We start from the raw sequence: 25,770 nt of genomic DNA on the forward strand, positions 1-25,770 counted from the left end.
TCCGGGCAGCAGCTGCGGCGAGGCGTGGCGCCACGAGGCGCTGCGCCTCACTGCTGCCTGCGCGAAAAGGCACTGCTGCCCGCGCAAAAAGGCACTGCTGCCCGCGCGAAAAGGCACTGCTGCCCGCGCTGAGCGGTCTACTCGTAGAAGACGCGTTCCACGACGGCGCGGGCACGGCGGGCGGCGCGGAGGTAGTCCTCCTCGAGCTCCGCACCCGAGCCCGCCGGGTAGCCCATGACGCGGGCGAGCCCGGCCAGAGCCTGACGGTCGTGCGGCAGCTGGTCGGCGTGGGCACCGCCCGACCGGCCGGACCAGAGCACGATCGCGTCGCGCAGCCGAGACGCGAGCACCCAGGCCTCGGTGAGCGTGCGGGCGTCGTCGGCCGCGACGAGCCCCGCGTCCACGGCAGCGTTCAGCGCGTCGAGTGTCGCCGTCGTGCGCAGGCCGGGGACCTCGAAGGCGTGCCGGAGCTGGATGAGCTGGACGGTCCACTCGACGTCGGACAGGCCGCCGCGGCCGAGCTTGAGGTGCCGGGCCGGCTCGACGCCGCGCGGCAGCCGCTCAGCCTCCACCCGCGCCTTGATCCGGCGGACCTCACGGACGACTGCGGGTTCGAGCCCGCCCGACGGGTACCGCATCGGGTCCACGAGGGCGACGAACCGCTCCCCCAGCCCGGTGTCGCCGGCGACCGGCCGGGCGCGCAGCAGCGCCTGGCTCTCCCACGGCGAGGACCAGCGCTGGTAGTACTCGACGTAGGAGGCGAACGACCGGGCGAGCGGACCGTTGCGCCCCTCGGGCCGCAGGTCCGCGTCGACGTCCAGGGGCGGCTCGGTGCCGACCTCCCCGAGCAGCTGGCGCACCCGGGTCGCGACGGAGAGCGCGACCTGCTGCGCGACGAGCTGGTCCACACCGGGCAGCGGGTCGTGCACGAACATCACGTCCGCGTCGGACGAGTAGCCCATCTCGCGGCCCCCGAGGCGACCCATCGCGACGATGAGCATCCGGGTCGGCGTCGTGGCCAGCCCGCGTTCAGCGAGGGTCTCGTGCAGCGCGATCCGCAAGGCTCCGGCGAGCAGGACGTCGGCCGCCGCCGTCAGGCTCTCGGCCGCCGAGGTGCTGGTCACGACGCCGAGGACGTCGGCTGCGCCGGTGCGGGCGAGCTCGCGGCGGCGCATCGCGCGCAGCGCGGTCGCAGCCGAGACCGGTTCCACGGCCCGGGTCAGGAGAGCGTCCGCCTCGCTCTGGAGCCTCGCGGGCGTGCGGGGGGTGAGCTCGGAGTCGTCGGCCAGCCACGCCACGGACTCCGGCGAGCGGGCCAGCGCCTCGGCGACGTACTTCGACGTGGACAGCACGCGGGCGAGCCGCGCCGCCGCCGTGCCCGAATCACGCAGCAGCCGCAGGTACCAGTGCGTGGTCCCGAGCGTGTCGGACAGGCGGCGGAAGTTGAGCAGGCCCGCGTCGGCGTCGGCCCCCTCCGCGAACCAGCCGAGCATGACCGGCAGGAGCTGACGTTGGATCGCCGCGCGGCGCGAGACCCCGGCGGTCAGCGCCGCGATGTGCCGCATCGCGCCGGCCGGGTCGCGGTACCCGATGGCGGCCAGGCGCGCGCGGGCGGCGTCGGGCGCGAGGCTGGCCTCCTCCGTGGAGAGCTGCGCGGTCGCCGGCAGCAGCGGACGGTAGAAGAGCGCCTCGTGCAGCCCGCGGACCTCGCGGCGCACGCTGCGCCACCGCTCCGTCAGCCCCTCGGCACCCTCGGCGCGCATCCCGACCGAGCGGGCCAGACGGCGCAGATCGGCGTCGGCGGTCGGCATGAGGTGGGTGCGCGTCAGCCGGTACAGCTGGATGCGGTGCTCGAGCGCGCGCAGCAGCCGGTAGCAGACCGCGAGCCGAGCGGCGTCCTCGCGTCCGACGTACCCCCCGGCCGCGAGCGCGGCCAGCGCCGTGAGCGTGCTCGGGCTGCGGATCGACTCGTCGGCGCGCCCGTGCACGAGCTGGAGCAGCTGAACCGTGAACTCGACGTCCCGCAGCCCGCCCACGCCGAGCTTGAGCTGACGGTCGGCCTCGGCCGCGGGAACGTGCTGCTCGACCCGGCGGCGCATCGCCTGGGAGTCGGCCACGAAGTTCTCGCGGCTGACGGCGGCCCACACCATCGGGTTCATCGCGGCGACGTAGGCGTCCCCGAGCGCGCGGTCCCCCGCGACGGGGCGCGCCTTGAGCAGCGCCTGGTACTCCCACGTGCGGGCCCACCGCTCGTAGTACGCCTGGTGGCTCGCGAGCGTGCGCACGAGCGGACCGTTCTTGCCCTCGGGACGCAGCGCGGCGTCGACCGGCCAGAGGGCTGGCTCGCCGGACGGGTTGGCGCAGGCCCGCGCCAGTCCGGTCGCGAGCCGCGCACCGACCGCGAGCGCATGGCTCTCGTCGACACCGTCGGCCGGCTCCGCGACGTAGATGACGTCGACGTCGCTGACGTAGTTGAGCTCGCGCCCGCCGCACTTGCCCATGCCGAGGACCGCGAGCCGGACCCCGGCACCGTGGTCGTCCAGCTCGGCGCGCGCGAGCGAGAGCGCGGACTCGAGCGCGGCGGCCGCAAGATCGGCGAGCGCCGCCGCGACCCCCGGCATCCGGCTCAGCGGGTCCGGCGAGGTGAGGTCGGTCGCGGCGATACGCAGGAGCCGCCGCCGGTACGCCCGGCGCATCGCGTCCCACCCGGCAGGGCCGGTCAGCTCGGCCACCGGGACGTCGGCCTCGGGGTCGGCGCCGACGGCGACCAGCAGCTCGGCGCGTACGTCCTGCACCGGGACGGCCGTCCCGGGCGTGAGGTCGAGGAGCTCCGCGAGCTGATCGGGGTGGGCGGCCAGGGTGTCGCCGAGCGCGACCGACGCGCCGACGACGGCGAGCAGCCGGTCGCGACCGGCGCCCTGCGCGAGGAGGTTGGCCAGCATCGCGCGCCGGTCGGGGTGCGGACCCACCACGCCGGCGATCCGGGCGAGCGCGAGCAGGGCCTGGTCGGGGTCGGCCACGTCAGCGATCGCGGTGAGCAGCCCGGAGGGATCCGACTCGGTGACATCGCCCACGACGGCGACCAGGGCGTCGTCGGCCAGCATGCTCGTCGCCCGGCGCGCGTCGGCAAACCCGAGCCGCGTCAGCCGACCGGCCAGGGTTCCACCACGGGTGCTCACGCGCCCACGCTATCGACTTCGCCCACCCGCCCGACCATCCGTCCAGCCCAGCGCCCCTCCCACCCGGCCCGCAACGGCCCGCTCGGCGGGCGGGGAGGGCGGGTTAGAGGATCGGGAGGAAGCGGCGGAGCTCGTACGGGGTGACCTGGCCGCGGTACTCGTCCCACTCCTGGCGCTTGTTGCGGAGCACGAAGTCGAACACGTGCTCACCGAGCGTCTCGGCGACGAGCTCGGAGCGCTCCATCACCGCGATCGCCTGGTCAAGCGACTGGGGCAGCGGCTCGATCCCGAGGGCGCGGCGCTCGGAGTCGGTGAGCTCCCACACGTCGTCCTCGGCACCCTCGGGGAGCTCGTAGCCCTCCTCGATGCCCTTGAGACCGGCGGCCAGCAGCACAGCGAACGCGAGGTACGGGTTCGCGGCCGAGTCGAGCGCGCGGTACTCCACGCGGCTCGAGTTGCCCTTGCCGGGCTTGTACATCGGCACGCGCACCAGCGCGGACCGGTTGTTGTGGCCCCAGCAGACGTAGCTCGGCGCCTCCGCGCCGCCCCACAGCCGCTTGTAGGAGTTCACGTACTGGTTCGTCACCGCGGTGATCTCCGGCGCGTGCTTGAGCAGGCCGGCGATGAAGCTGCGGGCCACCTTGGACAGCTCGTACTGGCCGCCGACCTCGTTGAACGCGTTGCGGTCCCCCTCGAACAGGGACAGGTGGGTGTGCATCCCGGAACCGGGGTGGTCCGCCATCGGCTTCGGCATGAAGGAGGCGAACACGCCCTGCTCGAGCGCCACCTCCTTGACGACGGTGCGGAAGGTCATGAGGTTGTCGGCCGTGGTCAGCGCGTCGGCGTACCGCAGGTCGATCTCGTTTTGCCCGGGGCCCGCCTCGTGGTGCGAGAACTCGACGGAGATCCCCATCGACTCGAGCATCTGGATGGCGGCGCGCCGGAAGTCGTGGGTCGTGCCGCGCGGCACGTGGTCGAAGTACCCGCCCTGGTCGACGGGCACGAGCTGGGCAGCCGGGTCCTTCGGGTCCTCGAACAGGTAGAACTCGACCTCGGGGTGCGTGTAGAAGGTGAACCCCTGGTCGCTCGCCTTGGCGAGCGCGCGCTTGAGGACGTTGCGCGAGTCGGCGAGCGAGGGCTCGCCGTCGGGCGTGAGGATGTCGCAGAACATCCGCGCGGTGCCCTGGCGCTCGCCGCGCCACGGCAGGATCTGGAAGGTCGTCGGGTCGGGCTTGGCGATCATGTCCGCCTCGTACACCCGCGTCAGACCCTCGATCGAGCTGCCGTCGAACCCGATGCCCTCGGAAAACGCCGATTCGAGCTCGGCCGGAGCGATGGCCACGGACTTGAGAATCCCGAGCACATCGGTGAACCAGAGACGAATGAAGCGAATGTCCCGCTCCTCGACGGTGCGGAGCACAAACTCTTGCTGCCTGTCCATGGCACCATCCTGCCCGATAGATGTTTCGGCTTCGTGACAGACGGGCCAACAAAGGGTGGGCGCGCGCGGGCCTAGGCTCGCGGGCATGGGAAACGTGCGCATCGCGCTGGCTCAGATCGACACCTGCGTCGGTGATCTCGAGGCGAACACCGCCGCCGTGCTCGAGTGGACCCGCCGCGCGGCGAAGGCCGGCGCGGACCTCGTCGCGTTCCCCGAGATGACCGTCACGGGCTACCCGATCGAGGACCTCGCGCTCCGGGCGTCGTTCCGCCGCGGCGCCGAGACGGCGCTGCAGGCCACGGCCGCGCTGCTCGACGCGGAGGGGCTCGGCGGGATCGTCGTCATCGTCGGGAGCGTCGGCGAGCAGCTGCAGGCTGCGCCGGACGGCAGCCCGGCCCGGCCCACGAACCAGGCCGTCGTGCTCCACCGCGGTCAGGTCCAGGCCCGCTACGACAAGCACCACCTGCCCAACTACGGCGTGTTCGACGAGTTCCGCATCTTCGCCTCCGGCGAGCAGGCCTGCGTGCTCGAGGTCCGCTCGCGCCGCATCGGCCTGGTGATCTGCGAGGACATCTGGCAGGACGGCGGTCCCGTCGCCGCCATGGACGACGCCGGGATCGCGCTGCTCGTGGTGATCAACGGCTCGCCGTTCGAGCAGGGCAAGGGCCACCTGCGCACCGAGCTCGCCGCGCGCCGTGCCCGCGAGCTGGGCGCACCGGTCGCCTACGTCAACATGGTCGGCGGCCAGGACGACCTGGTCTTCGACGGCGGCTCCTTCGTGGTCGACGCCGACGGCACGCTGCTGGCCCGCGCGCCGCAGTTCGTCGAGCACCTGCTCCTGTGGGACCTCGCCGACGAGACCGGTTCCGACGCCACCGACCCCGCCGGCCCCCGGGCCGAGATCGCCCCGCTGCTCGAGACCGACGAGGAGATCTACCGCGCGGTCCAGACCGGGCTCGCCGGGTACGTCCGCAAGAACGGCTTCCGCTCGGTCGTGCTCGGCCTGTCGGGCGGCATCGACTCGGCACTCGTCGCGGCGATCAGCGCGGACGCGATCGGCGGCGAGAACATCGTCGGGGTGTCGATGCCGTCGCGGTACTCGTCGGACCACTCCAAGGACGACGCCGCCGACCTGGCCAAGCGCCTCGGCGCCGACTACCGCATCCAACCGATCAAGCCGATGGTCGACGTGTTCGAGGCCCAGCTGGGGCTCGAGGGCGTCGCCGCGGAGAACCTGCAGGCCCGGGTGCGCGGCGTGATCCTGATGGGCCTGTCGAACGCCGAGGGCCACCTCGTGCTCGCCACCGGGAACAAGTCCGAGCTCGCCGTCGGCTACTCCACGATCTACGGCGACGCCGTCGGCGGCTACGCGCCGCTCAAGGACGTCGACAAGTCGCGGGTCTGGGCCCTGGCCCGGTGGCGCAACAACGCCGCGCTCGACGCCGGCGAGCTCCCCCCGATCCCCGAGAGCTCGATCACCAAGCCGCCGTCGGCCGAGCTGCGCCCGGACCAGACGGATCAGGACTCGCTGCCGCCCTACGACCTGCTCGACGAGGTCCTGGACGCGTACGTCGAGAACGCAGAGGGCCGCGCCGAGCTGCTCGCCCGCGGCTTCGACCCGGCGATCGTCGACAAGGTGCTGTCGCTCGTCGACCGCGCCGAGTGGAAACGGCGCCAGTACCCCCTCGGCCCGAAGGTCACAGGTCTCGCCTTCGGCCGGGACCGTAGGCTTCCCATCACATCGCTATGGCGCGAGCCGTGAGCACCCACAAGGAGCTTCACCCATGATCGAGTCCGCCGCCGGTTCGCCGGCGTCTGCCCCCCAGCCTGTCGTCACCCCCCAGCCCAAGCGGTTCCGGGTGCACCACCTGCGCGAGGCCAAGAAGCGTGGTGAGCGCTTGACGATGCTCACGGCCTACGACTACCCCACCGCTCGCATCTTCGACGAGGCTGGCATCGACATGCTGCTCATCGGCGATTCGATCGGCAACACCATGCTCGGCGCCGACTCCACGCTCCCCGTGACCGTGGACGAGCTCATCCCGGCCGTGCGCGCCGTCAGTGCCGCGTGCAAGCGCGCGTTCGTCGTCGCCGACCTGCCGTTCGGGTCGTACGAGGCCTCGCCGGAGCAGGCCTTCCACACCGCGGTCCGCATGCTCAAGGAGGGCGGCGCGCACGCCGTCAAGTTCGAGGGTGGCAAGCGCGTCGCGGCCCAGGTCCGCAAGCTCACTGACGCCGGCATCCCGGTCGTCGGGCACCTCGGCTTCACCCCGCAGTCGGAGAACCTGCTCGGCGGCAAGCGCGTGCAGGGTCGCGGCGACGAAGACGCCGAGCGCCTGTGCGAGGACGCGATCGCACTGCAGGACGCAGGCGCGGTCGCCGTCGTGCTCGAGATGGTCCCGGCCCCGCTGGCCGCGAGGGTCACCGAGATCCTGCAGATCCCGACCATCGGCATCGGTGCCGGGGTGGAGTGCGACGGGCAGGTGCTCGTCTGGCTCGACATGGCGGGGATGGGCGACTGGGCCCCGAGCTTCTCCAAGCAGTTCGGACAGGTCGGAACGGCGCTGCGCGACGCAGCCCGCGCCTACGCCGACGAGGTCCGCGCGCGCACGTTCCCCGATCGGGCGCACTCGTTCCTCGAGTGAGCCCGAGCGCTGGCCCGCGCACGCCGCGGGCCGGTCGGGCGACCGCCGTCGGCGGGGTCGTCGCCCTCGGGGTCCCGCTCGCCGTCGTGCTCGCGTTCCCGCGTGCCACCGGCCTGGCCGGGCTCTGGCTCGTCGCACAGTCCGTCGCGTTCCGCGCGGTCGCGGCACTCGGGCTGACGGCACTCGCGACGCTCCTGGTCCTCCTGCCGGGCCGGGCCCGGCCCGCGCGGCTCGCACTGGTCGGGGTCGTGGTGCTCGGCGCCGCGCTGCAGGTCGGCGTGCTCGCGTCGCGCGGGTACGCGAACGCCCCGGGGGCGGACGACGCGTCGTCGGCCGGCGGGCCGGCAGAGCCCGCCGCGCCTGACGACCTCGTCGTGCTCGCCGCCAACACGCACGCCAGCACCACAGCGTCCGACCTCGCGAGCCTCGTGCGCTCCGCGCGCGCCGACGTCGTGATGCTCCCCGAGACCACGCGCGTCGTGGCCGACGACCTCGCCGCGCGCCTTGCGACGTCGGGCATGCCGATGCAGGTGCTGGTCCGGCGCTCCAGCGCGTCCCCGCTCTCCTCGACGGCGATGCTCGTGGCTGCCCGGCTCGGCGAGTACCGCATCGACAGCGCCCCGACGCCAGGCCGCGGGACGTTCACCGCCGTCCCCGTCGACGGCGCCGGCGCCGGCCCGACGCTGGTCGCGATCCACACGACCGCCCCCACGACGCTCGCGTCCATGGCGTACTGGCGGCAGACCACCGGTTGGGCGACCGCGACCTGTCGGCGAACCGACGGCGCCGTCGTCGCGGGCGACTTCAACGCCACCCTCGACCACCCCGCGTTCAAGGACCTCGACCCGTGCGTGGATGCGGCCGAGGTGGCCGGGGCGGCCGCGCTCGGGAGCTGGCCCTCGTCGGTGCCGCGCTGGCTCGCCGCGCCGATCGACCACGTGCTCGTCGACGGTCGGTCGTGGCGCGTGCGGTCGTTCGCCGTCCTCGACGTGCTGCCGGGCAGCGACCATCGGCCCGTCGTCGCGCACCTGTCGGCGCGCTAGCGGCGGTGCCGCACGGGGGCCGGTTTCGACGTGCCGGTTCGACGCAGCCGGTGGCTCAGCGCTCGTCCTGCGCGTCCCAGGCCTTGTTGCGCGCGACCGCCTGTTCCAGGGCGTGCTCAGCGGCCGCGCGGGTCGGGTACGGACCCATCACGTCCTGCCAACCGCTCTGGCGCCCCTCCTCGACCTGCTTCGTGACGATGTTGAACCAGAACTCGCCGGACCCGTCGCCCTGCGCCATCGCGAACCTCCACTCCCCGCCCGGAACCGGGCGTCTGTGGTCCGTAGAATGCCAGCCATGGCGACTGCGAGCACAACAAGCCGACGCGTGACCCCCGGGGTGATCAGCCCCCGCCGCAAGGTGCCCAGCTCGATCGCTCGGCCCGAGTACGTCGGGAAGGCCTCGCCCACCGAGATCCGGGGCAGCGACGTCAACGACGCCGAGACGATCGAGGCGATCCGGGTCGCGGCCCGCATCGCCGCGCGCGCGCTCGTCGAGTGCGGCAAGGCGGTGGCCCCCGGCGTCACGACCGACGAGCTGGACCGGATCGGCCACGAGTACATGCTCGACAACGGCGCGTACCCGTCCACGCTCGGCTACCGCGGGTTCCCGAAGTCGCTGTGCACCTCGGTCAACGAGGTCATCTGCCACGGGATCCCCGACTCGACCGTGCTGCGCGACGGCGACATCGTCAAGGTCGACATCACCGCCTACCTGGACGGCGTGCACGGGGACAACTGCGCGACCTTCGGCGTCGGGGAGATCTCCGAGCCCGCCGCCCTGCTCATCGAGCGCACCCGCGAGTCGCTCGCCCGCGCGATCAAGGCCGTCGTGCCGGGCCGCGAGGTCAACGTGCTCGGCCGCGTGATCGAGAAGTACGCCCGGCGGTTCGACTACGGCGTCGTGCGGGACTACACCGGCCACGGCGTCGGGCGGGCCTTCCACTCCGGCCTGATCATCCCGCACTACGACTCGGCGCCCGACTACGCGACCGTGATCGAGCCCGGCATGGTGTTCACCATCGAACCGATGCTGACGCTGGGCACGGAGCAGTGCATCATGTGGGACGACGACTGGACCGTCCTGACTGCGGACGGCTCCCTGACAGCCCAGTTCGAGCACACCCTGCTCGTCACTGATACCGGAGCGGAGATCCTGACCCTGCCATGAGCCAGCCCACTGGGACGAAGAAGTCCACCCCCGCCCTCGCGTTCGGCATCGACATCGGCGGGAGCGGCATCAAGGGCGCCCCGGTCGACCTGGTCACCGGCGAGTTCGCCGCGGACCGCGTCCGGATCCCGACCCCCGACGTCTCGACGCCGGCCGCCGTGGCCGCCGTCGTCGCGAAGGTGGTCGAGTCGTTCCACCTGCCCGCGTCCGTGCCCGTCGGGGTGACGTTCCCCGCCGTCGTCCAGCACGGGATCGCCCGCAGCGCCGCGAACGTCGACTCGTCCTGGATCGGGACCAACATCGAGGCCGTGCTCGGCAAGGCCCTCGGTCGCCGGGTCGTGGCCTTCAACGACGCCGACGCGGCCGGCTACGCCGAGTCCGTCTACGGCGCCGCGCGCGGCACCCGCGGCGTCACGCTCGTGACCACGCTCGGCACCGGCATCGGCACCGCGATGGTGGTCGACGGCGTCCTGGTCCCCAACCTCGAGCTGGGCCACCTCGAGATCGACGGGCTGGATGCCGAGTCCCAGGCGTCCGACGGCGCGCGCGATCGCGAGAAGCTGAGCTGGGAGGACTGGGCCAAGCGCCTGCAGCGCTACTACGGCGTGCTCGAGGACCTGTTGTGGCCCGACCTCATCGTCGTGGGCGGCGGGGTCAGCAAGAGCCACGCGAAGTTCCTGCCGCTGCTGCACCTGCGCGCCCCGATCGTGCCCGCCCAGCTGCGCAACGCGGCCGGGATCGTCGGTGCCGCGGCGCTCGCCGCCCGCGCGACCGAGACCCGCTGACCCGACCGCCGACCATGCCCGGGGTGCTGACTCAGGTCGCACCGGGGGTGTGGACGGCGACGGCCGAGATCTGGACATCGCTCACCACGGTGGTCGTGGCCGCGGACAGCTCGTGCCTCGTCGTCGACCCCGGGATCACCGTGGCCGAGATCGCGCGGATCGCCGAGGAGATCGTTGACCACGGCTGGTCCGTCACGGCCGGCTTCGCCACCCATCCGCACTGGGACCACGTGCTGTGGTCCCCCACCTGGGCGGCGGTCCCCCGGTGGGCGACCGCCGCGGGCGCCGCGCACGCGCACGCCGTCAGGGCGCACAACCTCGCGGAGTCGGGCGCGGCGGCGCCGGGCCACGACCCCGACCTGATCGGACAGCTCACCCCCCTGCCCGACGGCGTCCGCACGCTCGGCTGGGACGGTCCGCGTGCCGTCGTCGTGCCCCATGCGGCGCACTGCCCGGGGCACGCGGGCCTCGTCCTGCCGGCGGCCGGCGTGCTGCTCGCCGGCGACATGCTCTCCGACCTGGAGATCCCGCTGCTCGACCTCGCGGCGACGGACCCGGTCACCGACTACCGGGCCGGGCTGCACGCGCTCGAGGCGGCCGCCCACGAGCACCGGGTCTCGGTGCTGGTGCCCGGGCACGGGCACGTCGGCGACGCCGCCGAGCTGACGCGGCGCCTCGGGCTGGACCGCGCGTATCTCGACGCGCTCGAGGCGGGCCGCCCGAGCGACGACGCGCGCCTGGAAACGCCCTGGCTCGCCGAGGAGCACGCCAAGCACGTCGCCCGCCTCCGCTGAGCCGTGGCCGCTGTCGCGCCGTACTCGCCGACCAGGGTGGGACGGATCGATACTGGAGCCGTGGAATGGGTGATCGTCGCAACGGGCGTGGCGGTGGCACTCGTCGCGGTCGACCGGGCGATGGCGCGCTGGAGCGGTCGACCGGGCCGAGCCCCACGCGCCGGGTGGCGCACGACGGCGCGCGCCCGGCACCCGGGTGCCGGCTCCGGGATGCTCGGCGACCTGATCGAGCTCTTCCAGCCGAACCACCAGCACCTCGTGGCCGAGCAGGAACGGCAGCGCACGGAGGTCCGAGAGGCGGGCTCGGCCGCGCCGCCGTTCGACATCGATCTCGAGGCCGGCGTCGCCGTGCTGCACGTGGCCGATAAACTGCCCGCGCGTCGCCAGGTCGCGCGCCGACATCCATCCCGTCCATCTCTGGGGAGCCCCACCATGACCGTCCGTTCCGAGCTGTTCGTGGCCGATCACACCGGCGCCCTGGCCCGGGTGGAGGCCCGCGATGCCGGCCGCGAGCCGAAGCCCGGAGCAGCGGCGCTCGAGCTCCCCGGGGTGGGCGCCATCGACCTCGAGCTCCTCGGCGAGATCGCCGCGCGCGGGGTCCAGTTCGGCACCGGACCGCTCGAGCTCGAGGAGGTCGACCTCGATCACGAGTCGCTGCTCGAGCTGCCGTCGTTCCTGCGGGAGGTCCTGGTCGAGCTGGGCACCGCGGAGGACCCCGAGCTCCCGGCCGAGGTCGCCGCCGAGTGGGCCACGGACGAGGATCTCGGGCTGACGCCGACCACGGCCCTGATGCTCGTGACCGCGATCGTCGTGCTCCTGACCGGTGCCGTCGAGTCCGGGCGCTCGGTCTACCTCTGGACCGCCGCCGTCTAGACCTACGGTGGAGCGAGGCCGCCCCGTGCGCGACCAGGCGTGCACCTCCACCCGCTCGAAAGGATCGACATGTCGACTCCGTCCGGCTCCACCCCCGCCGCGGCCGCACGCACCGTCCTGATCACCGGCACCTCGACCGGGATCGGCCTGGCGACCGCGATCGCCTGCGCCCGCGCCGGCTGGACGACGATCGCCACGATGCGCAACCTCGAACGCGCCGACCTGCTGCGGCACGCCGCCGCCGAGGCCGGCGTCGAGATCACGATCGACCAGCTCGACGTCACCAGCGACGCGTCCGCCCTGGCCGCGGTCGCCGCCGTCGTCGAGCGCTTCGGGCACCTCGACGCGGTCGTCAACAACGCGGGCGCCGCCCAGCTGGGCACCGCCGAGCTGATGGGGCTGGACGAGTTCCGGGCGGCGATGGAGGTCAACTTCTTCGGCGTCGTGCGCCTGACGCAGGCGGCCCTCCCCCACCTCCGGGCGTCGGGCGGGCGGGTGCTGACGATCAGCAGCGTGGGCGGGGTCGTCGGCCAGCCGTTCAACGAGGCCTACTGCGCGGCGAAGTTCGCGGTCGAGGGGTTCATGGAGAGCCTGCAGCCGGTGGCGCGCACGGTCGGGGTCGACGTCTGTCTCGTCGAGCCGGGCGCGGTCGCGAGCGAGTTCGTCGCCAACGCCGGGATCGACCCCGAGCAGGCGCTCGCCGCCGCCGGGCCCTACGCGCCCGCCCTGAGCGCCTACCTCCAGCGCACGCGGGCACAGTTCGGGACGGCCGCCCAGTCCGCCGAGGAGGTCGGCCGCCAGGTCGCCGAGCTGCTGGGAGCAGCTCACCCGCCGTTCCGGTCGCAGACCTCCCCCGGTGCGACGCAGTTCGTCTCGTCGAAGCTCGCCGACCTCGACGGGTCCGCCGTGACCGGCATGACGCTGCCCTGGGTCACCGGCTGACGGGTTCTGCCGGGGCCGGTCCCTGACCCGTGAGGTCGGGGCCTGTCACGGCACCGATCACCCGGTGCGCCGGATTCCGCCCGGTGCAGATCGGTCAAAACGCCCCCAGGCAGGTGTCGGCGGGGCACTATCGACCGCACAGCGGTCCGCGCTCGAACGGCCCGGGCCGGGCAGTGTCCACGTCAGGGGGCGTCGTGAGCCAGGTCAGCGCACTGCGGGTCGTCGTCGACGCGTTCCGACGCCACGGCCCGACCTGGGCGGGGCCGTCTCGATCACCGGCCGGGACACCTCCCGCTGGCGACTCGGACGAGGACCAGCGCGAGGCGCTCGCGCAGGTGCTCTTCCTCGCGGACCAGGGCTTCTGGGCAGGTGGCTCCGACCCTGACGCGCCACAGGGGACGGCTTGGGGCACGAGCACCGAGCGCTACCTGCGCAGCCGGTACCTCGACCGGGCGGACGCGATCCTGGCAGCTGGGTTCCGGCACGTCGCTGGGACTGTTGCCCCGGCCGAGACGGGACTCCAACCGCACTCGTAGAGTCGGGGCATGGCGGAGGGCATCGTGACATCGAGCGACGCGGAGTTTCGGGCGATGCTTACCGCGAGCCCAGAACTGATCGCCCGGCTGGCGATGCAGGCCCGCCGCCTCGTCATCGACGTTCTTCCCCAGACCGTCGAGGTGGTGTGGCCCCACCAGCGGATCGCCGGTTTCGGCATCGGCCCGAAGAAGATGACCGAGCAATTCATCTGGCTGGCGCCGCACTCGAAGCACGTGGTTCTCGGGTTCTACTACGGTGCTGAGCTGCCGGCGCCCGTCGGCCTGCTGGAGGGCACCGGACGCGTGATGCGGCACGTGAAGATCCGCACGGCAGCGGACCTCGAAAACCCGGAGCTGCGGGGACTCGTCGCGGTGGCCACGACGCATCGCGTCCCGCCGCCGCGGACCGCGTAGCGGCGGGCTGACGCGGGAGCGCCAACCCGGTCGGTGCGTCAAGCCTGGCCCACGGCACGATCCAACGGGGGACGATGCGCGACCGGTAGAGCAAGAGGTAGAACATCACGCCACCGAGGCAGAACACGAGTGCCGTCACGGCGCCGACATCACCATGGTCGACCAGCAGGCTGCAGAGACGCGTGCCTCCCGGTGACGCCGTGCCCGGTCCTGCCGACATGGCCTCACCCACGGGCAGGAGCAGCAGCAAGAAGATCGCGGACACCACGTAGCAGGCCGTCACGACCGCGTCGGGATGCTGCGCGCTGGCAGCGAGTGGATCATCCGCGCCGCTCACCGGCGCGAAAGCCACTGGGTCTGCTGCTGCTGTGAAGAACGCTCATCACTGCCTCCCCGGTTGATGGCAAACCCCTGTGGGAGCCGGGCGCGTCTCGCCGACCGTGGGCGGCCGGCCCAACGCGAGCCCCGCACAGATCGAGCCTTCTCCGCGGGAACGGGCAGCAACCAGGGACCCGAGTCCCTACTTCGTTCCTACCGGCGGCGTGCCGATCGCGTGAGCTCGTTCGCCCCGTAGCTGTTGTCGTCGGGATTCATCGTGACCCCCGGGGCGACGAGCTCGTCGATGCGGTCCAGCACCTCGGTGGCCAGGGTCACGTCGGCCGCGGGGAGCTGAGAGACGAGCTGCTCCATCGTGCGGGGGCCGATGATCGCCGAGGTGACTCCCGGGTGGTTGATCACGAAGGCGATCGCGAGCTCGATCAGCGTGATCCCGGCCTCGTCGGCGACCTTCGCGAGGGCGTCCACCACCTCGAGCTTGCGCTGGTTGGCGACACTCGTCATGTCGAAGCGCGCCGTGGGGCGGGCCGCCGAGGTCGGCGTCGGCGCCGACTCCTTGCGCCACTTGCCCGAGAGCCAGCCGCCGGCCAGCGGGCTGTAGGTCAGCGTCCCCATGCCGTGCCGCTGCGTCGTGGGCAGCACGTCTTGCTCGATCCCCCGCACGAGGATCGAGTAGGGCGGCTGCTCGGTGACGAACCGGGCCAGGGTGCGGTCCCGCGAGGCGACCTGGGCCTCGACGATCTGGCTGCCGGAGTACGACGACGAGCCGATGTAGCGGACCTTGCCCTGGCGCACCAGGTCGGTGAGCGCGCCGAGGGTCTCCTCGACGTCCATCAGGGCGCTCGGACGATGCACCTGATACAGGTCGAGGTAGTCCGTCCCCAGCCGCCGCAGCGAGGCCTCCACCTCCTGAATGATCCACTTGCGCGACCCACCGCTGCGGTTCGGCCCCTTGCCCATCGGCATGAAGAACTTCGTGGCCAGCACGACGTCGTCTCGGCGTCCCTTCAACGCCTTGCCGACGATCTCCTCGGACCCGCCGTCCGAGTAGACATCCGCGGTGTCGACGAAGTTGATGCCGGCATCCAGGGCGTGGTGGATGACGCGGATCGAATCGTCCACGTCGGTGTTTCCCCACGCGCCGAACATCATCGTGCCCAGGCACAGGGGGCTGACCTCTACTCCGGTCCGTCCCAGGTGGCGGTAGTTCATGGTGTGCTCCTCAGCGGTGCGCATGGCTTCGTGACCCTCCGACTAGGGGCGGCCGCGCGCGGTCAGGTCCGTTCGACGGCCGCAGCGGCCTCGGTCTGGGCATTCGTCGCGGCCCAGCTGGCCAGCAGCTGGAGTGCGTCCGAGGCGGTGGTGCCCGGCGCGGCGGTGTAGACGAGCATCGTCAAGCCGGGATCGGCCGGTAGCGGCAGGGTGTCGTACATCAGCTCGAGAAGGCCGACGACGGGGTGGTTGATGAGCTTGTTCCCGGTGCGGTGCAGGCGGACGTTGTGCGCGGCCCAGCGGGTCCGGAACTCCTCGCTGCGGGTGGACAGCTCCCCGACGAGGTCCGACAGGCTCCGGTCGTAGGGGTTGTGGCCGGCCTGGGCGCGCAGGATGCCGACGGTGTCGTCGGCGGCGCGCTCCCAGTCGATCCAGAAGTCGTGGGCCCGAGGGTCGAGGAACGCGAACCGCGCATGGTTGGCCGGCCGGACCGGGTCGCGGTAGAGCTCGGAGTACAGGGCCCGGCCGAGAGCGTTCGTGGCCAGGATGTCCAGACGGTCGTTGCGTACCAGCGCCGGTGCGCCGACCATGGCGTCGAGCATGGCTTGCACGCTCGGGCGGATGCGTGCTGCGGCCGGGCGCCGACGCGCGCGGCTGGCCGGCGTCGTTCGCGCCGCACGGGCCAGGTCGTACAGGTGGGCCTGCTCGGCCTCGTCGAGCTGCAGGGCCCTGGCCAGAGCGTCCAGGACGCTCTCGGACACCCCGGCGAGATTGCCGCGTTCGAGCCGGGTGTAGTAGTCGACGCTGACCCCGGCGAGCATGGCGACCTCTTCGCGGCGCAGCCCGAGGACCCGCCGGTGGGTGCCGTAGACCGGGAGCCCGGCCTGGGCCGGGGTGATCCTGGCGCGTCGGGTGGCCAAGAAGTCCCGGACCTCGTCGTTGGTGCTCATGGCCACGAGGCTACGTCCGGGGCAATCAAAGAGGCAGGCCCTGCCAGTACCTGCATCCGCAGGGACTTCTTCAGCCACTCGGACTCTGGTGCAGTGGGCCGTGCCTGGCGATCCGAAGCACGTCCGCTCCGGACCGGTCCGGGCGGGTGTGGCGGCAAGAGGAGACGAACGCATGGCTATCAGCGAGCAAGCGCAGGCGAACCACGACGAGCTGTTCCCCGGTCGTGTCTCGACCCTCACAGCGACCGATCCGGAGCTGATCGAGTACTTCGACAACTTCGCCTTCGACGAGGTCCTGCGCCATGGGGACCTGGACCCTCGCACGAGACTCATGGTTCAGCTCGCGTCCATGATCGCGTGCGGAGCCCTCGGGGAGTTCACGGTGATGCTCGGCGCCGCACTGACCGTGGGGGTCGGCCCCGTGGAGGTCAAGGAGATCGTGTACCAGGCGGTGCCCTACGTGGGCATGGCCAGGGTCTTCGACTTCTTGCACGCCACCAACGACGTCCTGGTCGAGCGCGGGGTCGAGCTCCCACTGCCTGGTCAGTCGACAACGACGCCCCACACGCGCAGCGAGCGGGGCCTGGCGGTCCAGCAGCAGATCATCGGAGCCGACACCGTCGAGGCGCTGTACGCCACCGCGCCGCGGACCTGCTGCACCTCCAGCGCTACCTGTCCGCGAACTGCTTCGGAGACCACTACACGCGCACGGGCCTCGACCTGCGGACGCGCGAGCTGCTCACCTTCGCGATGCTCGTCTCCCTGGGCGGATGCGAGCCGCAGGTCGCCGGACACATCGCCGCGAACCTGCGCGTCGGCAACGGCCGCGCCCGCCTGATCGACGTCCTGACCCAGCTGCTGCCCTACATCGGCTATCCCCGCACGCTCAACGGGCTCCGCGCGATAGACGACGTCGCCCCGATCCTCGTCACCCCCTGACCCACCACCGTCGAACGACCCACTCACGCAGCACCCCACCGGAAGAAGATCCACCATGCAGGTCATCCCGAAGACGCCCTCGACCCACGGACCGGCGCAGTGGTTCACCGGCGACGTCTGGTTCGACGTCATCGCCGCCGGCGAGACCCCCTCCCGGCTACGCGTGAACATCGTGCGGTTCGCGCCCGGGGCGCGCACCGCCTGGCACCGCCACGCGACCGGCCAGACCCTGCACGTCACTGACGGCGTCGGCCTGGTCCAGGCCCGCGGAGGTGAGGTCATCGAGATGCGGCCGGGCCAGACTGTCCACACCCCGCCCGGCCAATGGCACTGGCACGGCGCCGCGCCCGCGCACTTCATGTCCCACCTGGCGATGTGGGAGAGCACCGACAGCGACGAGCCCGACGCGACCTGGGGCGAGCACGTCACCGACGCCGAGTACGCGCAGCACTCATCTGCGGCAGAAGGCTGACGCATCGCTCATCGACGCCGTCGGGCTCCTGCGGCCGTCGGATCCGCGACCGGAGTCGGTCGCCCAGGGTGAGGGTCGCGACGCCGATGATCACGACGACGCCGCCGACGAGCTCGCCCGGGACCGGGGTTTCGCCGAGCCAGACGTAGGCGATCACGATGGCGACCGCCGGCACCAGGTAGAGCAGGGAGGTCGAGGTGGCCACCGGCACCCGGGCCACGGTGTAGCCCCACATCACGAAGCCGAGCGCCGAGGGCACCACCCCGAGGTAGACCGCGGCCCACCACGCGCCGGGACTGGCGGCGGTCAGGTCGCTCCACGCGAAGCCGACGAACGGGATCATCAGGACCACCCCGACGACCATGGCGTACGTGGCCACCTCGAGGCCCGTGTAGCGGCGCAGCAAGGGCTTGGTCAGAGGGTGGTAGACGCCCTGGACCACGGCCGCGGCGATGACGATCCAGATGGTCGAGGTGACCGACACCTGTGATCGGGACGTCGACACCAGCGCGACGCCGGCGATCGCGACGAAGCTCCCCACGAACTTGGCCAGGGTCAGGCGTTCACCGAGCACACCGGCGGCGATGGCGACACTCACGAGCGGGGCGGCCGCGACGATGATGCTCGCCGTACCGGCCGGCACGTACGGCTCGCCCCAGTTCAGCAGGACCTGGTAGGAAGCCATGCCGAAAATGCCGCACGCCAGGACCAGCGGAACGTCCCGACGGGCGGGCAACCGAACCCGGACCACCGGCGCGAGGCTCAGCAGGACGACGGCGGCAACGACGAGCCGAACGGACGAGAGCCCGACGACGCCCAGCTCCGGAGCAGCGACCCGAATCGCTGGGAACGCGCTCGCCCACGACGTGACCACCACGCCAAGCCGCACGCAGTTCTGCGCTTGCTGCCGCGTATCGTCAACGTCGCCCCAGGGGGGGCCATGGTGAGCGTCGCCGTGCAATGACGCGGAGGTGGATCGGGTGCGGATGCTCTTCACCTTTGCCGGCGGGGAAGGTCACCTGCAGCCGATGCTTCCGTTGGCGCGGCGGGCCGCGGCCTCGGGTCACGTGGTCACCGTCACCGGCGCCAGATCTCTCGGTCCGACCGCGCGCGGGGCCGGACTGGGGTTCGTCTCGAGCGGTCCCGACGTCCGACCCCAGCGACGCCCCCTGCAGCCGGTCGACCTGGCCATGGAGTTCCAGGTGGTCACGGATTACTTCGCCGGCCGGCTCGCCACTGTCCGGGCTGCGGAGCTGCTTTCGTTGTGCGAGGACTTCCACCCCGATGTGATCGTCCGCGACGAGATGGACTTCGGCTCTGCCGTGGCCGCTGAGCGGCTCGGGATCCCGCACGCCAGCGTCGTGGTGATTGCAGCGGGCTCCTTCGTGAAGCCCGCCCTGGTCGCGGAACCGTTGAGCCGGCTGCGCGCCGACCACGGGCTTCCTGCCGACCCTGATCTCGGGATGTTGACCCGTGACCTGGTGCTCTGCCCGTTCCCCCGCGCGTTTCGCGACCCCTCTGATCCGCTGCGGCCGGGGGCGCACTACTTCGGGCCCGAGGCCCTCGGTCAACCCCGGGCCGCACGACGCCTTCTCGAGCGGCTCGCCGGTCGACCGACCCTTTACCTGACCCTCGGGACCATCTTCAACACCGAGTCCGGCGACCTGTTCTCCCGTGTCCTCGACGGCGTGCGGGGGCTCGACCTCGACGTCGTCGTCACGGTCGGCCGTGGCATGGATCCAGCCGAGCTCGGACCCCAGCCGGGCCGCGTGCACGTCGAGCGGTACGTGCCACAGGCCGCGCTGCTTCCGCACTGCACCGCGGTCCTCAGCCACGCTGGCTCGGGCAGCGTGCTGGGCGCGCTCACCCACGGACTGCCGATGGTGTGCATCCGGTTCGGCGCCGACCAGCCGCTGAACGCCGAGCGTTGCAGTGCGCTCGGCGTGGGGCTCGGCCTCGACGCGCTCACACTCACGCCCGACGACGTCCTCGCCGCGACCTCCGCGGCGCTCACCGAAAAGCCTTACCGCCAATCCGCCGAACGCCTCCAGGCGGAGATCGCCGCAATGCCCTCAACTCAGGACGCACTCGCCCTGCTCGAGGAACTCCCCGCCCGACGACACTGAGACCCACGCCGCCACCGGAAAGCGGACGCCTTGGGGTCAGTGAACGGAGAACCCACCGTCGACGAAGACCGCCCGACCCGTGACGTACGCAGACGCACGGCTCGCCAGGAACACCGCTGCACCCGCGAAGTCCTCGGCGAGACCGTTGCGGCCCACCATGGTGCGAGCAGCCAGCGCCGCCACCGTCTCGGGGTCGGACGACAGTCGCTCGTTCAGCGGCGTCATCACGAAACCCGGCACGAGCGTGTTGCAGGTGACGCCGTACGGCGACCACGCCTCGGCCTGGGAACGGGCGAGCGACTCCAGCGCACCCTTGGAGACGCCGTAGGCGCCGCTGTCAGCAAACGCCCGATGCCCCTGCTGGGAGGTGACGTGGATGATCCGCCCGAAGCCCCGTTCGGCCATGCCTGGCCCGAACCGCTGCCCCAGCAGGTAGGGCGCCTCCAGGTTCACGGCCATCGTGGTGTCCCAGACGTCGTCGCCCAGTTCGCCCATCGGTGGCCGCAGGTTGACCCCGGCGCAGTTGACGAGGATGTCGGGCTCCCCGAACACCTCGGCCGCATCCTGGGCGGCGGCGCGCACTCCGGTACGGGTGCTCAGATCGGCGCTGACCCAGTCCGCCCGGCAGCCGTGGGCCGCCAGCTCGCCGACCGTGGCGACCAGCTTCGCTTCCCTGCGCGCCACCACCACGACACTCGCACCTGCCCGCGCCAAGGCCGTGGCGATGGCGCGGCCGATGCCGGAACTGCCGCCGGTCACCACTGCGACACGGCCATCCAGCGAGAACAGCTCGGACAGGTAGGCCTGCGTGGTCATGCCCGCACCCTAGACGGCGGGGACCTTCGAGCACGGGCTAGCTCGTGCTGACCGGCATCTACGCACCGGGCGAGGGGTGAGGCAGCATCGACAACAGGGCCTCGCCCGAACGAAAGTGTGGCCAAGCTCGAGGTCGCAATCCGCGTCAGCATGACCGTTCGTCGCTGAGCTGTCGATCAGCGGCAGCGATGGATAGCGTGTCTGGGGTGGATGCCTGGATGTCTGCCGAGTTGGCCTGGCGGCCGTTGACGTCTTCGGACCTACCTCTGCTCGCCGAGTGGCTGCAGGAGCCTCAGGTCGCGCGCTGGTGGAATCACGAGAGCAGTGCAGAGGCTGTTGAGCGTGACTTTGGACCGAGCGTTCGGGGTGAGGAAGCCGGCGAGGATCTCGTCGTGTCGATCGGTGGTCGTCCGATTGGGCTGGTGCAGCGGTCATTCATCGCCGACTACCCGAGTGACCTCGCCGAATTCTCGGCGCTCGTTGACGTGCCCGACGGCGCCGTCGAGCTTGACTACCTCATCGCCGACCGGACTCTGCGCGGTCGCGGACTGGGCTCGAGGATGATTGCCGCGGCGATCGAGAAACCTGGACCGACCATCCGCGCGTTCCCGTGGTGCTGGTCGCTGTCGTTGCCGCAAACGCCGCATCGTAACGCGCGCTGGAGAAGGCGGGCATGCAGCGGATCGCGGAAGGCCCGACGGAGCCCAACAACCCGATCGACGACCCTCTGCACTTCGTCTACAGGATCGACAGGCCCCGAAAATACGAGACCGTCGGCGGTGCCGGCTCGAGCTCGAGCGCGAACTGAAGGTCGGGACGCTCACCCTCGGCCTACCCTGGCCCCGTGTCCCTTGCACTCGTCGAGTCGCCACGCCGATACCAACTCAGCGCCGCGGCCGCGATGGTCGTCGTCGCGGGCCTGCTGGTGACCAACCTCGGTCACGGCTCGATCTCAAGCGCGATCGGGGACGGCATGTACGCGGCACTGATCTATTTGCTCGTCGCGTTCGCAACACCACGCTCGCGCACCCGGTTAGTCGCAGCGATCGCGCTTGGACTGTGCGTCGCCGTCGAGCTCACGCAGCTCACCGGAGCTTCCGCCGCCGTGGTCGAGTGGTGGGGGCCAGCGCGCTACCTGCTCGGGACCACCTTCGAGCCCGTGGACCTCGCGGCGTACACAGCTGGAGTCGTTGTCACGGCGCTCGTCGACCGCGGAGGCTCCACACTGGCACTCACCACGACGAGCGAGGACGCCGGCGCCAAGCGCCACGTCGGGTAACAACAAAACGCCTGTCACGAGGTGTCCTCCGCTGTCGCCTGACGCTTATGGCGACAACCCTGGGCTCGGCCCGGCCAGCGTCGCTGCGAGCCACGGTGCTACCGCAGCTCGCCGGGCAGAAGCGAGAACATCACCGTGTCGCGTCGGCCGCCCTTGAACACCATCTCCGAACGAAGGACACCCCCGAACTGGTGACGCCCCCGGCAGCAGCTCGGTTGCGTCCAGGAACCCATCCTCAGGAAATAGTTGTCGAGACAACTTTTCTGGAGTAGGTTCTACTTGTAGCAACAACCAACCACTTCAGGGAGCACATCATGGCGCACGTCACCATCATCGGCACCGGCAACATGGGACAGGCCATCGCGAGCGTCGTCACCGCCGGCGGCAGCACCGTCGAGCTGTTCGGCCAGAGCGACGCGGACAAGCAGATCAGCGGCGAGATCGTCGTCCTGGCCGTCCCCTACCCCGCCGTTGCCGACGTCCTGGCGAAGCGTGGCGACCAGCTCGCAGGGAAGGTCGTCGTCGACATCACCAACCCGCTGGACTTCGAGACCTTCGACTCGCTGGTCGTGCCGGCCGACGGCTCGGCCGCCCACGAGATCGCGGCCGCGCTCCCCCACTCGCGTGTGCTGAAGGCGTTCAACACGACCTTCGCCGGCACGCTCGCCTCGGGCACCGTCGGTGGCCTGCCCACGACCGTGCTCATCGCGGGGGACGACGCGGACGCCAAGTCCGCGCTCGCCGCCGTCGTCACCGCCGGCGGCCTGCGCGCCGTCGATGCGGGCTCCCTCAAGCGGGCCCGCGAGCTCGAAGCCCTCGGCTTCCTGCAGCTCACCCTCGCCGCCACCGAGAAGATCTCCTGGACCGGCGGCTTCGCCACCATCGCCTGACCGGACCGCAGTCGCCACCTCGACCGTTCAGAGGAGTCGCATGACCGCCACGAGCACGACCGCCGCAGCCGACGCCCGCATCCGCGCTGATCACCCGTTCTCTGCCCACCTGCGTCGCGCCGCTGCCATCGAGCGGGCGGGAGCGCATGCGCTGTGGACCCCCGACGACGGGCCGCTGCCCAGCCTCTACCTCAGCCACGGCGCCCCGATGCTGTTCGAGATGACGGACTGGATGACCCAGCTGCACACCTGGGCGCGCGCCCTGCCCAAGCCCAAGGCCATCCTCATCGTCTCGGCCCACTGGGAGTCCGCCCCGCCCAGCCTGAGCACCACCCGGCCCACCGAGCTGGTCTACGACTTCGGCGGCTTCGCCCCGATGTACTCCCAGATGCGCTACGACACCCCGGCCGCGACCCAGCTCGCGCAGCAGGTCGCGGCGCTCATGCCCGACACCGAGCCCGTCCACGAGCACCGCAGCCGCGGCCTCGACCACGGCGCCTGGGTCCCGCTCAAGATCATGTATCCCGACGCCGACATCCCGGTGCTGCAGCTGAGCATGCCCACGCACGACCCCGAGCGGCTCCTCGACCTCGGACGACGCCTGCGGTCGCTGCGCGAGGCCGGGGTGCTCGTCATCGGCTCCGGCTACATGACCCATGGTCTGCCGTACCTCGACTGGTCCCACCCCGAGAACGTGCCGGGCTGGTCCTCGGACTTCGACACCTGGGCCGCCGACGCCCTGCGCCGAGGAGATCTCGACGAGCTCGCCGACTTCCGCGCCAAGGCACCGGGCATGCCCTACGCCCACCCGACCGTCGAGCACTTCACCCCCTTGTTCGTCACCCTGGGCGCCTCCGCCGACCCCACCGCGGCGCCGACGACGACCATCGACGGCTACGCCATCGGCCTCGCCAAGCGCTCCTTCCAGACGGCCTGACGACCCCGCAGCCGAAGGGCTTGCCGAAGACCGCACGCGAATCGGCCGCCACGGTCGGCAACGGCAGCCCAGCGGCAGGGGGCGTTGTGCCCGTCAGTTCTGGGTTGGTACCCCGTCGCTGCCCCGGGACGTGCTCACCGCACGGAGGATCTGGGCAGCGCGAACCAGGAGTTCGACGTCAAGGTGGAGGGAGTCGGCGCTGAGGATCGCCATTGCCGCGTCGGCGTCGCATGACCTTTGGCTCATGATGATCCCAGGCTCTGGTCGATCAGGGTGCGCGATCTGAGCGCAGCACGCAGCTCCTCGGTCAGCTCCACCTTTTCGGCCAGGCGAATGGCGAGGCCCAGAGCCCGCGAGACATCACGTGCGAACTGCGCGGCGCTGGCTTGCTCGGCTGCGCCGAACCCGTGGATGTGCCGTGCGTAGAGGTTCAGCGCGCCCACGGTGCTGTCCCCACCGGTGAGCGGGAGCGACAGCGATGAGCACACCCCGAGCGCCAGGGCCCGGGGGCTGTACTGCCGGAACCGGCTGTCCACGGCGAGGTCGTCCATGAGGATCGTCTGCCCCGTGCGCAGGGCCGTCAGGCATGGTCCCTCGAGGTGGCTGTACTGGACCTCATCGAACTGAGCGGCGTAGGCGTCGCTGCTCGCGACGGTGACCGGTCGGCCCTCGCGGGAGATCGTGACACTGGCCGAGATCGCACCACCGAGCGCGGTCGCGGCAGCGTCGGCGATCTCCTGCAGGAAGGACTCCACGACCTCGGTCGTGAGCATGAGGTTCTGCAGCTCGCTGGCCGGGTGGTGGGTGGCCCCGTTCGAGCGCACCACCGGATCGACGTCGGACATGGATGGCCAACCGGTCCCGAGGGGGCGAGCCCCGCGTGCTTTGCGCACCGGAGACGGCGCGTCTCGACGTGGCGTGCTCAACGAGCCCCCGACTACTCCACCCTCCCACCGAAGCCGTGATGTCGCAGGGGCTAGACGTGAGCCCGCGCAGTCACACCGCGCGGCCGGGTTCGAACCCCCAAAGGCACTGGGCCGTCCGCGTGAGTCCGGCTTATGCGGGGTCGGCCGCGGCCGCGGCCGCTTTGATCTGGGCGGCGTCGGCCTTGTCGATCGCCTTCTCCACGATGGCGTCGGCCTTCTCCAGCGCCTTGCGGATCTCGACTGCGCCCGGGTCGGAGACCAACGCGAGGATTCCGGAGTGTCCCGGCGCGATCGCGTCCTGGAGTTCCTCGGCCAGCTCCTTGCGGTTGCGGACCTCACGAGCTTTGCCCGCGGCCGCCCCCGCCGCACCGAGCACCGCAGCACTGCCCAGGATCGAGGGCGGGAAGATCACCCCGAGCACGACTCCTCCCACCAGGCCCCACCGCAGCCCGCGCCGGGTGCTGCGGTCCGTGGCCTTCTGGACCTCCAAAGTGCCGTCGGCCTCCCGTTTGACGACCACGACGCCCTCGATCTCGAGCGTGTGACCGTTCTCGATCTCCTTGAGAAACTCGTAGGCCTCCCAGGCCGTGTCGGTGTCGGCGAAGTCCGCCGCGAAAAGCGTGTAAGCGCCGTCGGTGACCGCGGCGGCGGCCACGACGTTGTCGCCCTGCTCAGTGACGGCTTGGTCCTCTGACATGGTGATCTCCTGATCGGTAGGTCATCCCGGCTGCTCGCCCGGCGTCGGTTCAGCGATCATGGCGCGCCCCAGCCACTCGCGCGACCCGAGAGCCAACCGGCCCGGTCGGCTATCGCCGCCGTGACACGACCAATTCCCGCACGCGGCTCAGCCCGCTGGCGTGCGGGTTGCGGCGCCACGCCAGCCGCTGCCAGGTGCCCACGCCCACAGCCAGCGCGGCCAGTCCCGGAACAGAGACGCCCGCGATCGTGGGCCCGGATCGTCGGCCCACGAGCTGGGCGGCCGCCAGCAGGGATGCGGCGCCCAGCAGCCCGTCCACCAGCCGGTCGGTGACGCCGTCGGGGTCGTGGATGCGGAAGTCCACCCCCAC

27 protein-coding genes and 2 pseudogenes are annotated in these 25,770 nt (G+C 71.6%); 18 read left to right on the plus strand and 11 right to left on the minus strand.

The genetic code is table 11. The annotated features are described in order from the left end of the window. Positions 1–137: 137 nt before the first annotated feature. Complete coding sequence (locus VTA80_RS02910; protein ID WP_407343926.1) at positions 138–3,179, minus strand: bifunctional [glutamine synthetase] adenylyltransferase/[glutamine synthetase]-adenylyl-L-tyrosine phosphorylase; 3,042 nt, start codon at positions 3,177–3,179, stop codon at positions 138–140. A gap of 103 nt (positions 3,180–3,282) precedes the next feature. Beyond that, a complete protein-coding gene (glnA, locus tag VTA80_RS02915) occupies positions 3,283–4,620 on the minus strand; it encodes a type I glutamate--ammonia ligase (RefSeq protein WP_407343927.1) in 1,338 nt (445 codons plus the stop codon). 85 nt (positions 4,621–4,705) lie between these two features. Here glnA and VTA80_RS02920 point away from each other — a divergent pair, with 85 nt between their 5' ends. The 3 genes from VTA80_RS02920 to VTA80_RS02930 are packed head-to-tail and all read left to right on the plus strand — an operon-like array spanning position 4,706 to position 8,308. Continuing rightward, complete coding sequence (locus VTA80_RS02920) at positions 4,706–6,382, plus strand: NAD+ synthase (protein ID WP_407343928.1); 1,677 nt, start codon at positions 4,706–4,708, stop codon at positions 6,380–6,382. A gap of 22 nt (positions 6,383–6,404) precedes the next feature. After that, positions 6,405–7,265: a 3-methyl-2-oxobutanoate hydroxymethyltransferase gene (gene panB / locus VTA80_RS02925; protein ID WP_407343929.1), complete on the plus strand. Its 861-nt coding sequence runs from the start codon at positions 6,405–6,407 to the stop codon at positions 7,263–7,265. Beyond that, positions 7,262–8,308 (plus strand): endonuclease/exonuclease/phosphatase family protein, encoded by a 1,047-nt coding sequence (locus VTA80_RS02930; protein WP_407343930.1) that lies wholly within the window; start codon positions 7,262–7,264, stop codon positions 8,306–8,308. The genes panB and VTA80_RS02930 overlap by 4 nt, the downstream gene beginning before the upstream one ends. A 55-nt stretch (positions 8,309–8,363) precedes the next feature. Here the strand turns inward: VTA80_RS02930 and VTA80_RS02935 are convergent, their stop codons facing one another. Next, positions 8,364–8,546, minus strand: coding sequence for an SPOR domain-containing protein (locus VTA80_RS02935; RefSeq protein WP_407343931.1), 183 nt, complete (start codon positions 8,544–8,546; stop codon positions 8,364–8,366). A 48-nt stretch (positions 8,547–8,594) separates the two neighbouring features. Between VTA80_RS02935 and map the strand changes: the two genes are divergently transcribed. The 7 genes from map to VTA80_RS02970 all read left to right on the plus strand — a co-directional run bounded on the left by map (position 8,595) and on the right by VTA80_RS02970 (position 13,820). Then, entirely contained in the window at positions 8,595–9,476 is an 882-nt protein-coding gene (gene map, locus VTA80_RS02940) for a type I methionyl aminopeptidase (protein WP_407343932.1), read from the plus strand. Beyond that, a complete protein-coding gene (gene ppgK, locus VTA80_RS02945; RefSeq protein WP_407343933.1) occupies positions 9,473–10,261 on the plus strand; it encodes a polyphosphate--glucose phosphotransferase in 789 nt (262 codons plus the stop codon). The genes map and ppgK overlap by 4 nt, the downstream gene beginning before the upstream one ends. Positions 10,262–10,284: 23 nt before the next feature. Beyond that, positions 10,285–11,055 carry an MBL fold metallo-hydrolase gene (locus VTA80_RS02950; protein WP_407343934.1) on the plus strand — a complete coding sequence of 257 codons (771 nt, stop codon included), beginning with the start codon at positions 10,285–10,287 and terminating at the stop codon, positions 11,053–11,055. A 60-nt stretch (positions 11,056–11,115) separates the two neighbouring features. Then, entirely contained in the window at positions 11,116–11,928 is an 813-nt protein-coding gene (locus VTA80_RS02955) for a DUF6191 domain-containing protein (RefSeq protein WP_407343935.1), read from the plus strand. 69 nt (positions 11,929–11,997) lie between these two features. Next, positions 11,998–12,870 carry an SDR family oxidoreductase gene (locus VTA80_RS02960; protein ID WP_407343936.1) on the plus strand — a complete coding sequence of 291 codons (873 nt, stop codon included), beginning with the start codon at positions 11,998–12,000 and terminating at the stop codon, positions 12,868–12,870. A 194-nt stretch (positions 12,871–13,064) separates the two neighbouring features. Further along, on the plus strand, positions 13,065–13,406 hold the full coding sequence (locus VTA80_RS02965) for a hypothetical protein (protein ID WP_407343937.1): 342 nt from the start codon (positions 13,065–13,067) through the stop codon (positions 13,404–13,406). A gap of 9 nt (positions 13,407–13,415) precedes the next feature. Further along, a complete protein-coding gene (locus VTA80_RS02970; protein WP_407345853.1) occupies positions 13,416–13,820 on the plus strand; it encodes a hypothetical protein in 405 nt (134 codons plus the stop codon). 70 nt (positions 13,821–13,890) lie between these two features. Here VTA80_RS02970 and VTA80_RS02975 read toward each other — a convergent pair. From VTA80_RS02975 to VTA80_RS02985, 3 genes and pseudogenes are all read right to left on the minus strand, one after another. Then, a pseudogene (locus tag VTA80_RS02975) lies at positions 13,891–14,172 on the minus strand (hypothetical protein); the annotation flags it as partial. A gap of 179 nt (positions 14,173–14,351) precedes the next feature. Further along, positions 14,352–15,368 carry an aldo/keto reductase gene (locus tag VTA80_RS02980; RefSeq protein ID WP_407345655.1) on the minus strand — a complete coding sequence of 339 codons (1,017 nt, stop codon included), beginning with the start codon at positions 15,366–15,368 and terminating at the stop codon, positions 14,352–14,354. Positions 15,369–15,430: 62 nt separating this feature from the next. Next, positions 15,431–16,318 carry a helix-turn-helix transcriptional regulator gene (locus VTA80_RS02985; protein WP_407343938.1) on the minus strand — a complete coding sequence of 296 codons (888 nt, stop codon included), beginning with the start codon at positions 16,316–16,318 and terminating at the stop codon, positions 15,431–15,433. 172 nt (positions 16,319–16,490) lie between these two features. Between VTA80_RS02985 and VTA80_RS02990 the strand changes: the two are divergent. The 3 genes and pseudogenes from VTA80_RS02990 to VTA80_RS03000 form a co-directional block, all read left to right on the plus strand. Further along, positions 16,491–16,760, plus strand: a pseudogene (locus tag VTA80_RS02990) (carboxymuconolactone decarboxylase family protein); the annotation flags it as partial. Beyond that, complete coding sequence (locus VTA80_RS02995) at positions 16,676–17,257, plus strand: carboxymuconolactone decarboxylase family protein (RefSeq protein ID WP_407345657.1); 582 nt, start codon at positions 16,676–16,678, stop codon at positions 17,255–17,257. The pseudogene VTA80_RS02990 and the gene VTA80_RS02995, both read left to right, overlap by 85 nt. Before the next feature lie 55 nt (positions 17,258–17,312). Then, positions 17,313–17,729 carry a cupin domain-containing protein gene (locus VTA80_RS03000; protein ID WP_407343939.1) on the plus strand — a complete coding sequence of 139 codons (417 nt, stop codon included), beginning with the start codon at positions 17,313–17,315 and terminating at the stop codon, positions 17,727–17,729. Here VTA80_RS03000 and VTA80_RS03005 read toward each other — a convergent pair. Next, the gene (locus tag VTA80_RS03005) at positions 17,683–18,618 is read right to left on the minus strand and encodes a DMT family transporter (RefSeq protein WP_407343940.1); all 936 of its coding nucleotides are present in this window, start codon (positions 18,616–18,618) and stop codon (positions 17,683–17,685) included. The two genes, VTA80_RS03000 and VTA80_RS03005, sit on opposite strands and share 47 nt — an antisense overlap. A gap of 97 nt (positions 18,619–18,715) precedes the next feature. Between VTA80_RS03005 and VTA80_RS03010 the strand changes: the two genes are divergently transcribed. Continuing rightward, entirely contained in the window at positions 18,716–19,855 is a 1,140-nt protein-coding gene (locus VTA80_RS03010) for a glycosyltransferase (protein WP_407343941.1), read from the plus strand. A 36-nt stretch (positions 19,856–19,891) separates the two neighbouring features. Here VTA80_RS03010 and VTA80_RS03015 read toward each other — a convergent pair whose 3' ends face one another. Next, positions 19,892–20,671 carry an SDR family NAD(P)-dependent oxidoreductase gene (locus VTA80_RS03015; protein ID WP_407343942.1) on the minus strand — a complete coding sequence of 260 codons (780 nt, stop codon included), beginning with the start codon at positions 20,669–20,671 and terminating at the stop codon, positions 19,892–19,894. A gap of 218 nt (positions 20,672–20,889) precedes the next feature. On the opposite strand from VTA80_RS03015, the gene VTA80_RS03020 reads away from it, so the two are divergent. The 4 genes from VTA80_RS03020 to VTA80_RS03035 all read left to right on the plus strand — a co-directional run bounded on the left by VTA80_RS03020 (position 20,890) and on the right by VTA80_RS03035 (position 23,777). After that, positions 20,890–21,600: a GNAT family N-acetyltransferase gene (locus VTA80_RS03020; protein WP_407345658.1), complete on the plus strand. Its 711-nt coding sequence runs from the start codon at positions 20,890–20,892 to the stop codon at positions 21,598–21,600. Further along, positions 21,516–21,950, plus strand: coding sequence for a DUF2809 domain-containing protein (locus VTA80_RS03025; RefSeq protein ID WP_407343943.1), 435 nt, complete (start codon positions 21,516–21,518; stop codon positions 21,948–21,950). The genes VTA80_RS03020 and VTA80_RS03025 overlap by 85 nt, the downstream gene beginning before the upstream one ends. 314 nt (positions 21,951–22,264) lie before the next feature. Beyond that, the gene (locus tag VTA80_RS03030) at positions 22,265–22,840 is read left to right on the plus strand and encodes an NADPH-dependent F420 reductase (RefSeq protein WP_407343944.1); all 576 of its coding nucleotides are present in this window, start codon (positions 22,265–22,267) and stop codon (positions 22,838–22,840) included. A 40-nt stretch (positions 22,841–22,880) separates the two neighbouring features. Then, positions 22,881–23,777, plus strand: coding sequence for a dioxygenase (locus tag VTA80_RS03035; RefSeq protein WP_407343945.1), 897 nt, complete (start codon positions 22,881–22,883; stop codon positions 23,775–23,777). A 242-nt stretch (positions 23,778–24,019) separates the two neighbouring features. On the opposite strand, the gene VTA80_RS03040 is transcribed toward VTA80_RS03035, so the two are convergent. From VTA80_RS03040 to VTA80_RS03050, 3 genes are all read right to left on the minus strand, one after another. Continuing rightward, the gene (locus tag VTA80_RS03040; RefSeq protein WP_407343946.1) at positions 24,020–24,622 is read right to left on the minus strand and encodes a GAF domain-containing protein; all 603 of its coding nucleotides are present in this window, start codon (positions 24,620–24,622) and stop codon (positions 24,020–24,022) included. Between the two features lie 211 nt (positions 24,623–24,833). Then, positions 24,834–25,400, minus strand: a complete 567-nt coding sequence (locus VTA80_RS03045) for a DUF1269 domain-containing protein (protein WP_407343947.1) — start codon at positions 25,398–25,400, stop codon at positions 24,834–24,836. Between the two features lie 109 nt (positions 25,401–25,509). After that, positions 25,510–25,764, minus strand: a complete 255-nt coding sequence (locus tag VTA80_RS03050; protein WP_407343948.1) for a hypothetical protein — start codon at positions 25,762–25,764, stop codon at positions 25,510–25,512. Positions 25,765–25,770 lie beyond the last annotated feature (6 nt).

This window comes from Pengzhenrongella phosphoraccumulans (assembly GCF_045689905.1).
GTDB lineage: Bacteria > Actinomycetota > Actinomycetes > Actinomycetales > Cellulomonadaceae > Pengzhenrongella > Pengzhenrongella phosphoraccumulans.

Coding starts and splice junctions, on each gene's coding strand:
- VTA80_RS03035 (WP_407343945.1), top strand. CDS start 22,881: ATGACCGCCACGAGCACGACCGCCGCAGCCGACGCCCGCATCCGCGCT.
- VTA80_RS03040 (WP_407343946.1), bottom strand. CDS start 24,622: ATGTCCGACGTCGATCCGGTGGTGCGCTCGAACGGGGCCACCCACCAC.
- VTA80_RS03000 (WP_407343939.1), top strand. CDS start 17,313: ATGCAGGTCATCCCGAAGACGCCCTCGACCCACGGACCGGCGCAGTGG.
- VTA80_RS02980 (WP_407345655.1), bottom strand. CDS start 15,368: ATGAACTACCGCCACCTGGGACGGACCGGAGTAGAGGTCAGCCCCCTG.
- VTA80_RS03045 (WP_407343947.1), bottom strand. CDS start 25,400: ATGTCAGAGGACCAAGCCGTCACTGAGCAGGGCGACAACGTCGTGGCC.
- glnA (WP_407343927.1), bottom strand. CDS start 4,620: ATGGACAGGCAGCAAGAGTTTGTGCTCCGCACCGTCGAGGAGCGGGAC.
- VTA80_RS03010 (WP_407343941.1), top strand. CDS start 18,716: ATGCTCTTCACCTTTGCCGGCGGGGAAGGTCACCTGCAGCCGATGCTT.
- VTA80_RS02985 (WP_407343938.1), bottom strand. CDS start 16,318: ATGAGCACCAACGACGAGGTCCGGGACTTCTTGGCCACCCGACGCGCC.
- VTA80_RS02935 (WP_407343931.1), bottom strand. CDS start 8,546: ATGGCGCAGGGCGACGGGTCCGGCGAGTTCTGGTTCAACATCGTCACG.
- ppgK (WP_407343933.1), top strand. CDS start 9,473: ATGAGCCAGCCCACTGGGACGAAGAAGTCCACCCCCGCCCTCGCGTTC.
- VTA80_RS03020 (WP_407345658.1), top strand. CDS start 20,890: ATGTCTGCCGAGTTGGCCTGGCGGCCGTTGACGTCTTCGGACCTACCT.
- map (WP_407343932.1), top strand. CDS start 8,595: ATGCCAGCCATGGCGACTGCGAGCACAACAAGCCGACGCGTGACCCCC.
- panB (WP_407343929.1), top strand. CDS start 6,405: ATGATCGAGTCCGCCGCCGGTTCGCCGGCGTCTGCCCCCCAGCCTGTC.
- VTA80_RS02920 (WP_407343928.1), top strand. CDS start 4,706: ATGGGAAACGTGCGCATCGCGCTGGCTCAGATCGACACCTGCGTCGGT.
- VTA80_RS03030 (WP_407343944.1), top strand. CDS start 22,265: ATGGCGCACGTCACCATCATCGGCACCGGCAACATGGGACAGGCCATC.
- VTA80_RS02960 (WP_407343936.1), top strand. CDS start 11,998: ATGTCGACTCCGTCCGGCTCCACCCCCGCCGCGGCCGCACGCACCGTC.
- VTA80_RS02970 (WP_407345853.1), top strand. CDS start 13,416: ATGGCGGAGGGCATCGTGACATCGAGCGACGCGGAGTTTCGGGCGATG.
- VTA80_RS03015 (WP_407343942.1), bottom strand. CDS start 20,671: ATGACCACGCAGGCCTACCTGTCCGAGCTGTTCTCGCTGGATGGCCGT.